The sequence below is a fragment of the Ruegeria sp. N11 genome, assembly GCF_056531525.1.
The window spans coordinates 232,862-245,934 of the sequence record NZ_JBQFLX010000003.1 but is presented as its reverse complement, the minus strand read 5'-3'; the positions used below and the strand labels follow the sequence as shown (position 1 = coordinate 245,934).

Below are 13,073 nucleotides of genomic sequence, written 5' to 3'. Positions count from 1 at the left end.
ATTACCAGCGACCGCTGCCGGACCGCCACATCAGTGACGCGCGGCGCCTGACTTCCCCTTGCCACAATGTGCCATTGGCGACGCGTTCAGGCTGCGTCAGCGCCTGCTTCAACACCCAGTCCGCCTGCCAGCCAGCGAATAGCGCGGGTCGGGCCTGCACCGAAACATCCGCCCGCCTCGCACGCGCGCTGTTCAGCCGATCCAGCCCAACCTGCGCCAATGCACGTATGGCATCGGGTGTTCCGTTCAACAAAGGAATGCGGCCGCGCGCCTCAAGCTCGGGGATGGCACGGAACCAGTTGGCGACCCCGACGCCATAGCCAAAATCGCGCAAAACGGCTTCATCTGCAGCGCCGAGCGCCTGCGCTGACGCGACCATCAATGTCCCCGCACTCTGGTCGATATAGGTATCGAAGTGCTCTTCATCTTCGAAAGGGTCTTTGTAGATATCCCAACGCCTTACCGCCACATATTCATCCATAACCGAGGCCAGATGAGGGTTAAGAACCCTAGATAGCGGCGTCACGACCTCATGCCGTCTTATCGTCGGGCCTTGGGCGATTTCCTGAAGCGCATCTCGCCACCATTGCAGGCGCATTTCCGCGATCATCGGCTCTTGCGTCACCCACGGTGCGCGCGCAACTTCGACATTCAGTGCGTAAATGGGAAACAGGACCGCGCGTGCAGGAACCGGGGCGGCCATTGCCGCCATGAATCGATCCGAATCCGCCCGGTGCACCAGTTGCGCACAGGCCTTGAGATCGTCGTCGAATTTCACGCTCACTCAGCCGCTTCCGAGCGCGGATTGCAGTCGCGCACCAGTTTCCACTGGATCGCATCCAGCAGCGCCTCAAACGAGGCATCAACTATGTTGGCACTGACACCAACAGTTGACCATCGGCGTCCCTGCCCGTCTTCGCTGTCGATGATGACCCGCGTGACCGCCTCGGTGCCGCCCTGAGTAATGCGCACCTTGAAGTCGACCAGATGCATGTCATTCAGTATCCGCGAATACTGACCCAGATCCTTGGCCAACGCCTTGGCGAGGGCGTTGACCGGGCCCCGGTCGCTGCCGTCGCCGTCCAGCGATTCACTGACCGACAGTTTCTTTTCCCCGTCGACCTTCACTACAACGACGGCCTCGGAGAGGCTGACCATCTTGTTGTATTTGTTCTTGCGCCGCTCAACCGTGACCTTGTAACGCTTGACCTCGAAGAACTGAGGCAGTTGCCCCAGTTCCGCACGGGCCAGCAATTCAAAGCTCGCCTGTGCGGTGTCATAGGAATATCCAACCGCCTCGCGCTGCTTGATCCGCTCCAGTATGCGCCCCAGCGCCGGATCGCCGGCTTCGACCGTCAGCCCGGCTTCGGTCAGGCGTTTGCGCAGGTTCGATTGCCCGGCCTGGTTTGACATCGGAATGATGCGCGAGTTGCCAACAGTCGCCGGGTCGACATGTTCATAAGTCGACGGGTCCTTAAGAATCGCGCTGGCATGCAGCCCTGCCTTATGCGCAAAGGCCGAGGCCCCGACATAAGCCGACTGCTTGCTGGGCACCCGGTTCAATATGTCGTCCAGCATCCGGCTGATCCGCGTCAGACCTGACAAGGCTTCGCGACTGACGCCAACCTCAAAAGTCGAGGCATAGGGTTCCTTCAGCAAAAGGGTCGGAATCAGGGCAGTCAGATTGGCGTTGCCGCAACGCTCGCCCAATCCGTTCAGCGTACCCTGTATCTGGCGCGCGCCTGCATCTACCGCGGCCAGCGAACAGGCCACAGCGTTTTCCGTGTCGTTATGGGTGTGAATACCCAGACGATCCCCAGGCAGCCCGGCGGCGATCACCTCGGAAACGATGCGCCCGACCTCCGCAGGCAAGGCACCACCATTTGTGTCACACAACACAACCCAGCGCGCACCAGCGTCCAGTGCAGCGCGACAAACCGAGATCGCATAGTCAGGATTGTCCTTGTATCCATCAAAGAAATGCTCGGCATCGAACAAAGCCTCGCGACCCTGCGCCACGACATGCGCGACCGAGGCGCGTACGTTCTCGGTGTTTTCCGCAAGGTCGATACCAAGCGCGTCGGTCACGTGGTAATCATGTGATTTCCCCACCAGACAAACCGCCTGCGTTCCCGCATTCATCACCGCCGCCAGAACGTCATCATTGTCTGCGGACCGACCCGAACGTTTGGTCATCCCGAACGCGGTCAGACAGGCCGAAGTCTTTGGTGCCACATCGAAAAACGCACTGTCCGTCGGGTTGGCACCCGGCCAGCCGCCTTCGATATAGTCAATCCCCAGCGCATCCAGCGCCTGCGTGATCTGCACCTTTTCAGCAGTCGAGAACTGAACGCCCTGTGTCTGCTGCCCATCGCGCAGGGTGGTGTCATAAAGATAGAGCCGTTCCTTGGTCATCACACACCTTCCAGCTTGGATGCGTCAAAGCCCGCGCCGGGGACCAATTCGACACTGTTCTTGCTCATCCGAACTTCAATGCCTGCGGAAACGTACAGGGCTTTCAGGCGATCCACTTCAGCGAAATCTTTGCTCTGCATGGCAGCAGCCCGTGCCTGAACAAGCTTTTCGGCATGGCCGGACAAATCGACGCTATCTGTATGCGCCCAGCCCCCCATCTCATCCGTCAAAAGCCCAAGAAGACGGGCGCCAGCCAACAGACCAGCAGCGTCCCCTTTCGCTGCGAGCCGGTGCAGTTCCGCTACGGCACCCGCGGTGTTCAGATCATCGGCCAGCGCCTCCACAAACGCGTGTGTCACGCTGGCGGCGGGCTTGATGCCCGCTGTCAGCGTCCGCCATTTGCGCAGCGTCCCCTCGGCCTCACGCGCCTTTTTCTCCGTCCAGTCCATGGGCTTGCGGTAGTGAGTTTGCAGGAACACAAAGCGGATCACCTCGCCCGGCACACCCTGCTCCAGCAGATCATGTACGGTAAAGAAATTGCCGAGCGATTTGGACATTTTCTTCCCTTCGACCTGCAGCATCTCATTGTGCAGCCAGACCCTTGCAAACTCACCATGCGGATGCGCGCATTTGCTCTGGGCGATTTCGTTTTCATGATGCGGGAACATCAGATCATTGCCGCCCCCATGAATGTCGAAGCTTTCGCCCAAGAGTTCATAGGCCATGGCAGAGCATTCGATATGCCATCCCGGGCGTCCACGGCCCCAGGGTGACTCCCAACCAGGCAACTCATCGGTCGAGGGCTTCCACAACACAAAATCCATCGGATTCTTCTTGTAGGGCGCAACCTCGACACGCGCGCCTGCGATCATGTCGTCGACCGACCGCCCAGACAGGCTTCCGTATTCTTCCTTCCAGCTGTCCACTGCGAACAGCACATGACCTTCGGCCGCATAAGCGTGCCCCTTTGCGATCAGGTCTTCGATCATCGTAATCATCTGAGCGACAAATTGCGTCGCTCGCGGCATCTCGTTCGGCTCCAGCGCCCCCAGGGCGCCCATGTCGTGCAGATACCAGCCAATGGTTTCGTCGGAACGCTCCTGCACCAACTGCTCAAGCGACCCGACCGCGCCTGCCTGCTTTCGGGCCAGCGCCGTCGCATTTATCTTGTCATCCACATCCGTGAAGTTGCGCACATAGGTCACGTGTTCCGGGCCGTAGACATGGCGCAGCAATCGATAAAGCACATCGAACACCACCACGGGCCGGGCATTGCCAAGATGCGCGCGGTCATAGACGGTCGGGCCGCAGACATACATCCGCACATTGTCGGCATCGATCGGCACGAAATCTTCCTTCGTCCGCGTCCGTGTGTTGTGCAGTCTGATGGTCGTCATCTCGTGGGCTCCTAAGAAACAGCAATAGCTTGCGCGTTGGCGCGGGCTTAGCAACTTGTCTCAGGGATGAAAACGAAAGAAACCGGCCCGCTTGAGAAATCAGCAGGTAATGCAGCAGAAAATGATGCAGGTCATCCGGTTCATGAGGACCGATTACCACGTAAAACACGTCAAGCCAAGGCTTGTGATCGCGCGGATGGCGGGGCACTCTGCCTTGTATGAGCCGAGACCTCGTGAACTCCATATGCCGTGACCTGCCCGGAGCGGAAGTGTCCGACCCCTGGGGTGGCGGTCATGACGCGTGGAAGATTGGCGGCAAGATGTTTGCCTGCATTGGCACGGCGGGCACCGGCGTTTCAGTAAAAACCCCTGATGTCGACACTGCGCAGATGCTGATCGAAGCGGGCGTCGGCACCAAAGCGCCCTATTTCCACCGCAGCTGGTTGCTGCTGCCATGGGAAACGGATGCCGACGAGATGCGCCATCGGCTGATCGCTTCCTATGACATTGTGCGCAAATCGCTTACCAAAAAAGTACAGGCTGAGTTGCCACCTCGTAGCTGATTGACAATACAACGCCATTCAGACCCGGCCGGAAGACGGGTTCCGGCCACGCGCAGAACGGAGCGATACCGCAGCCGACGGGGGCGTTGTCCTTGCTGATCAACTTTGCCCACCACCCCAACCGGAGCGGTCTATTCCGCCGACCCGTTACAAAGCATCTCTGATATTTGCCGAACACGCGACCTTTGGCTGATTTCGGACGAAGTCAGTGACACGCAGTTTGGGTCGGCGTCCATATTTCGCCTCAAAATTTGCTGGTCATGGCCGAACGCACCCCGGTTGTTCGGACCATGTTCAATTCACATGCAATGACAGGATCAAACTACAGCCGGATCATCAGGCCCTAGTACGTCATTTCCATTCCGATCAATCTGGCAATACATACAACGTATGGCGTTCCTAGATTTATTCAGGACGCCTCCAGTTTTACGTTGAACTCGGGCATTGATCTGAAACAGGATTTCTCGGAACTCGTCCGCAATCGGCGAACCTTGGCTATCGAACTGTTGAGCACTCGGAACGTTGTCGGGCTGGTGCCCGAACAGGGGACATGTATTTGATGCTGAATGTTCGTATCAACAGGCGAAGTGGTGAGGCATTTGCAAAGGCGCTGCTCGAAACGCATTCCATTGCGTTGAGGCAAGGTGAGAGCTTGGGCAGCGTTGCGGCTGGTCCCATCCGGGTTGCGATGACGATCGCAAACGACCTCTTCATTGCAGCGCTGCAAACACTGCGTGATTTGGCAATGAACGCTCCCGGGAGAAGCCAAACCATTGATCAGAACCGGAAGGTCGTCCGCAGATTGAAAGTGTTGGCGCCGAGACTGCCATTTGATCGGGTCACATTGTCAAAATTCTGACGCAGCGCCTCGCCACTGATGATAAATCTGTCATTGACCGGATAGGCAACGCCAATTCCGTAGACCGCCGCCGTGTCATTGTCGGCGGACGTATCGATCCGTGCGGCCCCGACCACCACATACCCCAACGCCGGTCCGAAGTCGTACCCGCCGCGCAGTTTCAGCCGTGTCAGACTGTCTAATGTACCTTCCCCCTGACCGAGGTTCAGCGACAGGTGATTGTATTCCAATTCGCTTCCCAGAACGAAGCTTCCGAAATCGTGGTCATAGCCGACATGGAGTCCAAAACTGGAATCGTCACCGCTGGATCCGTTGGGGCCGTCCGCTTCAGTATACCCAAAGCTGAATCCTGCATAACCCCCGGTCCAATCCTCGGCGACTGCCGGGACGGCGCTTAACATTGTCACTGCGACAATGAGGGCCGTGCTGAATTTCATTCACGTCTCCAACATGTTACAACCCCGATGAGCGGGAATTTCGGGGCGCTTACAAACCATTTACCCGAACATTGGGTCCGAGAACCGATATTTCAATTCTGATAACAGACAGGTTAATAAATAGTGATCCAACTATATCAGATTTCCACCCGAACGGGAAGAAATCTCACGCTGAAACCCTTTCGACAAAGAAAGGGAGCAATGGCGACCTATTTCTAAGTTTGGGTCGCAAACAGGACAGATCATGTCGCCAGGTGAAGGATAACTACGGCCAACGTAAGAGGTCCGCATGAAAAGCGACTACTGGAAAATCCGCTTGATCAGCCGCACCATTGGTGCGGATCGCGGACGTGCGGCGCGGGGAAGGCCATTCTGAGGGTGAATTAAGCCACTCTTCAGGAACAGCTCTTAACCCGGACCAAACACATGAACGACCAAACCCGTACTTCCTCTCGCAGCGGCGGACGCTCCGCGCGCCGTGCCGCCCGTGCCTCTGCCCTGCCCGATCACCTGCGCCCCGTGCGGCCCGGAATGGAGGGCGGCACCCTGAACGTGCTGACTCAGTCACAGTTGGAACGCATTCACGAAGCTGCGCTGACAGCGCTGGAAACGATTGGCCTTGCGGATGCGCCGCAAAGCGGGATCGACTATCTTGTTGCCGTAGGCTGTACCCTGGGTGATGACGGTCGCATCCGGTTCCCGCGTGCGCTGGTGGAAGATACCATCGCCAAAGCCAATCGTTCCGTGACGCTTTACAGCCGGGATGGAAAGACCGATCTGGAACTGTCAGGCACGCGTGTTCATTACGGCACGGCTGGCGCGGCTGTCAGCATGGTCGACGTACACGGCCAGGAATACCGCGATTCGACCGTGCAGGATCTGCATGACGCCTCACGCATCTGCCAGCAGCTTGACAACATTCACTTTGTGCAGCGTCCGATGGTTTGCCGCGATATTGCGGATAACCTTGAGATGGATCTGAACACGGTCTACGCCACGACCTCGGGCACGTTCAAGCATATCGGCACATCCTTTACCGAACCCAGCCATGTCGCCCCGGCGATAGAAATGCTGCACATGATCGCGGGCGGCGAGGACAAATGGCGCGAGCGGCCGTTCATGTCCAACTCGAACTGCTTTGTCGTTCCGCCAATGAAATTCGCAACGGAAAGCTGCGAAGTGATGGAAGAATGCATCAAGGCCGGGATGCCGGTGCTGCTGCTGTCGGCGGGAATGGCCGGAGCGACTGCGCCTTCGACGATTGCGGGCGCAATCACTCAGGCAACGGCGGAATGCCTGGCCGGTCTGGTTTACGTCAATGCCGTCAAACCCGGTGCGCCAGCCGTTTTTGGAACCTGGCCCTTTGGTCTGGACCTGCGCACCGGCGCGATGTCCATCGGTTCGGGTGAACAGGCCCTTCTGACCGCGGGCTGCGCCCAGATGCACAGGTTCTACGACCTTCCGGGCGGTGCCGCCGCCGGAGCATCGGATGCGAAACTGCCGGACATGCAGGCCGGATGGGAGCAGATGTGCTCGAACGTTATGGCCGGATTGTCGGGCCTGAACATGGTCTACGAAGCGGCTGGAATGCACGCCTCATTGTTGGGTTTCTGCTTTGAGAGCCTGATCCTCAGCGATGACCTGATCGGCCAGGCGCAGCGCTGCGTGCGCGGGATCGAAGTGACGGACGAAACTTTGGCGCTGGACCAGATGGCGGCCGTCTGCATGGGCGGACCGGGTCACTATCTTGGCACGGATGCAACGCTCAGCCGCATGCAGGCAGATTATGTCTATCCGACCTTCGGAGATCGCTCCTCACCCAAGGAATGGGTGGAACTCGGCAAACCTGATCTGATTGAGAAAGCGATCAAGCGAAAAGATGAAATCCTGTCAGCACCGTCGCCGGCACAATTCGACCCGATGCTGGATGCTGAACTTCGAAGCAGATTCAACATTCACTTGCCGAGATAAGACACTGAAAAGCGGCCTGAAATGCTCAGGCCGCTTTCCCGCACCCGGATTTAGCCGTCACTGGATGGAAGCAAACCCGCTTCCTGTGCGACGGCAATCTCGGCCTGATCCAGCGCGCCGTCGCCATTTGCATCCATGGCCGAGAACCCGTCTGCGTCGACATCGGGCAGAATTGCCTGCACTTCTTCGATTGTCAGTACGCCATCCCCGTTTGCGTCCACTGAGGTTTGAGCGACGGCCAGTGTTGGCAATCCAAGTACGATTGCTGAGAATACAGCCAGATTTTGGCGTTTCATTTCGGTGCCTCCTGAGAGTGTTGTTGTCTGTTTTCTGTCCGGACAGGCCCCAGAAACACCCGATTGACGCCTTCTGTCACTCGCAATGGTTGAGGACGTACATTTCAGTACAATCATTGAGTGTTTTGCAGAGTCGCATCTGCGGTCCGCCGCCAAGAAAAACACCCGAAGTTCTGTTCGGCGGTTCTTGCCCGATAACAGGAACGCATTCCGGCAAGGCTTTGCTCAGGTCAAAAAAGAAAGGGGGCCGAAGCCCCCTGTCAGTTTCGCCTTCCAGGCTCGTATCGTTGACCGCCCGGTGTTTTTTTGCCTGCGGCCTGGACTGCGCATGGGACGAGCGCACCCGCCCCGTGAAAGAGTGGGAAGGACCGATATTCCGCCCCACCCTGTTCCCGGCCAACACGGGCATGTCGGCCGAGTGGAGAAAGGTCAGTTGGTAAGTCTCAGAGCCTTTCTCCGTATTCGTCGGGGCCGGTCACTGTGGCAGCATCCGACCCCTGCACCCCGGGGTGCCAGGGCGCTAAACTTCAGCTACACCCGCTTGTCGCGCCACAGGTGTTGCATTTCATGCAGGTGCCGTTGCGCACCAGCGTGTAGTTTCCGCATTCTCCGCACGGGTCGCCCTCGTATCCCTGCATCTTCGCCTTCGTACGGGCGTCCATGCTGGTCGCGACGGCTGTCTCCGCAACCGGTGCCGCAAATTGCGCTGCGGATTCGGCCATGCCGTTCGCGCCGGACTGCCCACCATTGAACACCATCAGGTCCTGCGGCAATCGCTTGCGGAGGTAGCCAGTCGAACTGATTTGTTTCAGTACTTCCAAGGACTTGGACGCCGCTGTTTCGCTGATTTCCGAAACGTTCGACAACCCGTCTTCCTCTCCCCGGCCCAGATCATCAAAGGTTGCGCCTTCGGGCTTCACATGGGCTAGGTCTGTGCGGTCGAGATAAGACACGGCCAGTTCGCGGAAGATGTAATCCAGGATCGACGTCGCGTTCTTGATCGAGTCGTTGCCCTGCACCATCCCCGCCGGTTCGAACTTGGTGAAGGTGAAGGCATCGACGAACTCTTCCAGCGGTACGCCGTATTGCAGGCCAACAGACACGGCGATGGCAAAGTTGTTCATCATCGCACGGAAGCCAGCGCCTTCCTTGTGCATATCGATGAAGATCTCGCCCAGCTTGCCGTCTTCGAACTCGCCGGTGCGCAGATAAACCTTGTGGCCGCCGACGATCGCTTTCTGGGTATACCCCTTACGGCGATGCGGCAGTTTCTCGCGATGGCTGCGGATCATTTCCTTGACCACAACCTTCTCGATCACCTTTTCGGCCAGAACGACGGCTTTCTCCTGCGCCGATCCGCTCTCTAGCACTTCAGCGGCTTCATCGTCATCCTCGACCAGCGCCGCAGCCAGAGGCTGCGACAGTTTCGAGCCATCACGATACAGCGCGTTCGCCTTCACACCCAGCGACCAGCTGAGTTCATAAGCCTTCTGGCAATCCTCGATGGTTGCGTCATTCGGCATGTTGATCGTTTTCGAGATCGCACCTGAGATGAAGCTTTGCGCCGCGGCCATCATAGTGATGTGGCTATCAACCCCAAGGAAACGCTTGCCTTTCTTGCCGCACGGGTTGGCGCAGTCGAAGATCGAGTAGTGCTCTTCCTTCAGGTGCGGCGCGCCTTCCAGCGTCATTGTTCCGCATACATGGTCGTTGGCCGCGTCGATATCCGCTTTGGTAAAGCCCAGATGGCGCAGCAGATCGAAGGTCGGGTCGTTCAACTTGGTCGCCGGGATGCCCAGAACGCCGGTGCAGAAATCCTCGCCCAGTGTCCACTGGTTGAAGACGAACCGGATATCAAAGGCGCTTTCCAGCGCGGCATCCACCTTGGCCAGCTCATTCGCGCCAAAACCATGACCGGTCAGCGAGGTGTGGTTGATCCCCGGCGCGTTGCCGATGGTGCCGTGACCAACCGCGTAACCCACGATCTCTTCAATCTGAGACGAGGAATAGCCCTGCTTTTCCAGCGCCGACGGCACTGAGCGGTTGATGATCTTAAAGTAACCGCCACCAGCCAGCTTTTTAAACTTCACCAGAGCAAAGTCAGGTTCGATTCCGGTCGTGTCGCAATCCATCACCAGACCGATGGTACCGGTCGGTGCGATCACGGTAGCCTGCGCGTTGCGGTAGCCGTTCTTTTCGCCGAGGCTCAGCGCCTCATCCCAGGCCGACATTGCAAGATCAATCAGACGCTTGTCTGGGCAGTTGCCATGGTCCAGCGGCACCGGCTTGACGGCCAGTTTCTCATAACCCTCGGTCACACCCTGCGACGCACGGCGGTGGTTGCGGATAACGCGCAGCATGTGGTCGGCGTTACGCTCATACCCTTTGAACGGGCCAAGCTCGCCTGCAATCTCCGCCGAGGTCGCATACGCCACACCGGTCATGATCGCGGTCAGCGCGCCACAGATCGAACGCCCCTCATCTGAGTCATAGCTGTAGCCCATGTTCATCAGCAGGCCGCCGATGTTGGCGTATCCAAGACCCAAGGTACGGAAATCATAAGACAGTTGCGCGATTTCCTTGGACGGGAACTGCGCCATTGTCACCGAGATTTCCAGCGTCAGGGTCCACAGACGCGAAGCGTGCATGTAGTCCGCCGCCTGAAACTCACCATCCTTGAGGAAGGTCAGCAGGTTCATCGACGCCAGATTACAAGCCGTGTCATCGAGGAACATGTATTCCGAGCAAGGGTTCGAGCCGCGGATGGCTCCGTCTTCGGGGCATGTGTGCCATTCGTTGACTGTGTCATGAAACTGGATACCCGGATCAGCACAGGCCCATGCCGCATGGCCGACTTTTTCCCACAGATCGCGCGCCTTGACGGTCTTGGAAACCTTGCCGTCGGTGCGATTGATCAGTTCCCAATCCGCGTCTTTCTCAACTGCGGTCAGGAAAGCGTTGGTCACGCGGATTGAGTTGTTCGAGTTCTGGCCCGAAACCGAGCTGTAGGCTTCCGAATCCCAGTCCGTATCGTAAGTCGGGAACTCGATGCTGTCGTGACCCTGACGCGCATAATCCAGCACGCGCTTAATGTAAGTCTCTGGGATCGCGACTTTTTTGGCTTCGCGAACCGCGTTCTTCAGGCTGTCATTCTTATTGGGATCATACGCATCATCCTGCGCGCCGTCCCAGCTGCGGATGGCCTCGAAAATGCCGTTCAGCATCTTCTCGTGCATCTTCGATCCGGCAACGATCGAGGCCACCTTCTGCTCTTCGATCACCTTCCATTCGATGAATTGCTCGATATCGGGGTGATCTGCATCGACGATTACCATCTTTGCTGCTCGACGGGTTGTCCCGCCTGATTTGATCGCGCCAGCGGCGCGGTCGCCGATCTTGAGAAAGCCCATAAGGCCCGAGGACTTGCCACCACCCGACAGCGCCTCACCTTCTGCACGCAGATGGCTGAAGTTGGTCCCGGTACCCGAACCATATTTGAACAGGCGCGCCTCGCGCACCCACAAGTCCATGATGCCGCCTTCGTTCACCAGATCATCATCGACGGACTGGATGAAGCAAGCATGCGGCTGCGGGTGCTCGTATGCGGATTTCGATTTGGTCAGCTTGCCGGTTTTGTAGTCGACATAATGGTGACCCTGCGCCGGGCCGTCGATCCCGTAGGCCCAATGCAGACCGGTGTTAAACCATTGCGGCGAGTTCGGCGCCGCGCGCTGGGTCGCCAGCATATAGCGCATCTCATCAAAGTAAGCGCGCGCGTCATCCTCGGTTGAGAAATACCCGCCTTTCCAGCCCCAATACGCCCAAGCGCCGGCCAGACGGTCGAACACCTGCTTGGACGAGATTTCTCCGTCAAACTCAGCGTCTTCAGCGGGAACCGAACGCCACAGGAATTCGGGAACGTCCTTTTCTTTGACTTTCTTCAGCTTGGACGGAACACCAGCCTTGCGGAAATATTTTTGGGCGATGACATCGCTGGCAACCTGGCTCCAGCTTGAAGGGATTTCGATATTCTCGAGACGGAAAACAATTGTCCCATCCGGGTTGCGGATTTCGGATGTTGCCGAAACAAACTCCAGATCTGCATATGCATCCTGCCCGGATTTGGTGAATTTTCTGTCAATCTTCATGTCCGCCGCCCTAGCTACAACCAGCTTAATTTTCGGTTTTCGACACCAAATCTTGTTTGCGGGGTGTCGACCGCCTGCCACCGATTTCCGGACAAAAGGGTATCGGTCGCTGCCTTTGACAGCGCATAGCCGAACAATTCGGCTGCACGTGGCATTGGTATGCTTTCCGTCCCTCGCCCGTTGCCTTATTCTGGTAAGTGCCTACCAGATATTGTGGCACGTCTTTCGGCCCATACAATCTGACGTATATACCCATATGTGGTCAACGGGCTTTTTCGATCTTTTTTCAAATCTTTTTTGTTGACCTCATCCCATGACGAGTCCGCAATTCACTTGTCCACGATTCCTCCACAGGTAAGACGCTTCCGCGCAGGACCTGACCGCCGGACGGCTCAAATTGATTTCTCTTTTTTCTCGCCATGGTTATCGGCCAATGATCAAGCAACCAGCTGTTAATGCTCGGGCCAGAGAATCATCGTCCCGTGCCCCGGTCCCATGCCATAGTGAAACCATCTCTAAAGTCTGAACCCTGTTGGTTTTACATATGAATCTGCTTCATCTGCTGCCTGTTGCCGCGCTGATCGTGTCCTGCACACCACAAGACACGTCCCCGTCATCGCGCAGCGCTGAATTCCCGGAGTATCCCCAAAAGCTGTTCAGTGCGTTTGAAACCGACTGCGTGGGCCCTGGCAACAAATATGTAAAAACCGACCGAAACACCGTCGAATGTCGCGAGTTGCTGCCCCCCGACATGACGGCCTATCTGATTCTCAACTTTGACGGTTATCCCCAAAACCTGCCGCAGATCGTGACGTATCTGCATTCCAGTAAGATCCAGGCTGGCTATCGGGTCGATGCCGAGTTGTTTTTTTTGGTTCCGCAGAAAAGTGGGAAGACCGTGAAGATTCCAGTGCAAAGCGAGATGGTTAATCGCGATTTTTCGCGGCTGTACACCGAATTTGGCGGGAATCCGATTTGATCGAAAAA

The 13,073-nt window shown here is 57.4% G+C and carries 10 protein-coding genes; 4 read left to right on the top strand and 6 right to left on the bottom strand.

The features are described from left to right. Position 1: 1 nt before the first annotated feature. The 3 genes from ACR0J8_RS04855 to cysS are packed head-to-tail and all read right to left on the bottom strand — an operon-like array spanning position 2 to position 3,812. Positions 2 to 778, bottom strand: a complete 777-nt coding sequence (locus ACR0J8_RS04855; RefSeq protein ID WP_480522625.1) for a squalene/phytoene synthase family protein — start codon at positions 776 to 778, stop codon at positions 2 to 4. A 2-nt stretch (positions 779 to 780) separates the two neighbouring features. Further along, positions 781 to 2,415: a citramalate synthase gene (gene cimA / locus ACR0J8_RS04850; RefSeq protein ID WP_480522337.1), complete on the bottom strand. Its 1,635-nt coding sequence runs from the start codon at positions 2,413 to 2,415 to the stop codon at positions 781 to 783. After that, positions 2,415 to 3,812 carry a cysteine--tRNA ligase gene (cysS, locus tag ACR0J8_RS04845; protein WP_480888968.1) on the bottom strand — a complete coding sequence of 466 codons (1,398 nt, stop codon included), beginning with the start codon at positions 3,810 to 3,812 and terminating at the stop codon, positions 2,415 to 2,417. Before cysS ends, cimA begins: the two co-directional genes overlap by 1 nt. A gap of 66 nt (positions 3,813 to 3,878) precedes the next feature. Between cysS and ACR0J8_RS04840 the strand changes: the two genes are divergently transcribed. Together ACR0J8_RS04840 and ACR0J8_RS04835 are read left to right on the top strand one after the other, a co-directional pair. After that, entirely contained in the window at positions 3,879 to 4,034 is a 156-nt protein-coding gene (locus ACR0J8_RS04840; protein ID WP_480888965.1) for a hypothetical protein, read from the top strand. Next, positions 4,031 to 4,375: an MmcQ/YjbR family DNA-binding protein gene (locus ACR0J8_RS04835; RefSeq protein WP_480522339.1), complete on the top strand. Its 345-nt coding sequence runs from the start codon at positions 4,031 to 4,033 to the stop codon at positions 4,373 to 4,375. Before ACR0J8_RS04840 ends, ACR0J8_RS04835 begins: the two co-directional genes overlap by 4 nt. A 777-nt stretch (positions 4,376 to 5,152) precedes the next feature. On the opposite strand, the gene ACR0J8_RS04830 is transcribed toward ACR0J8_RS04835, so the two are convergent. After that, on the bottom strand, positions 5,153 to 5,671 hold the full coding sequence (locus ACR0J8_RS04830) for a porin family protein (protein WP_170677256.1): 519 nt from the start codon (positions 5,669 to 5,671) through the stop codon (positions 5,153 to 5,155). 426 nt (positions 5,672 to 6,097) lie between these two features. Here ACR0J8_RS04830 and ACR0J8_RS04825 point away from each other — a divergent pair, with 426 nt between their 5' ends. Continuing rightward, positions 6,098 to 7,642: a trimethylamine methyltransferase family protein gene (locus tag ACR0J8_RS04825; protein ID WP_480522341.1), complete on the top strand. Its 1,545-nt coding sequence runs from the start codon at positions 6,098 to 6,100 to the stop codon at positions 7,640 to 7,642. A 50-nt stretch (positions 7,643 to 7,692) separates the two neighbouring features. On the opposite strand, the gene ACR0J8_RS04820 is transcribed toward ACR0J8_RS04825, so the two are convergent. Continuing rightward, positions 7,693 to 7,938 (bottom strand): EF-hand domain-containing protein, encoded by a 246-nt coding sequence (locus tag ACR0J8_RS04820; RefSeq protein ID WP_480522342.1) that lies wholly within the window; start codon positions 7,936 to 7,938, stop codon positions 7,693 to 7,695. 527 nt (positions 7,939 to 8,465) lie between these two features. Then, positions 8,466 to 12,086, bottom strand: coding sequence for a vitamin B12-dependent ribonucleotide reductase (locus ACR0J8_RS04815; RefSeq protein ID WP_480888963.1), 3,621 nt, complete (start codon positions 12,084 to 12,086; stop codon positions 8,466 to 8,468). Between the two features lie 544 nt (positions 12,087 to 12,630). On the opposite strand from ACR0J8_RS04815, the gene ACR0J8_RS04810 reads away from it, so the two are divergent. Continuing rightward, positions 12,631 to 13,065 carry a hypothetical protein gene (locus ACR0J8_RS04810; RefSeq protein ID WP_480522344.1) on the top strand — a complete coding sequence of 145 codons (435 nt, stop codon included), beginning with the start codon at positions 12,631 to 12,633 and terminating at the stop codon, positions 13,063 to 13,065. Positions 13,066 to 13,073 lie beyond the last annotated feature (8 nt).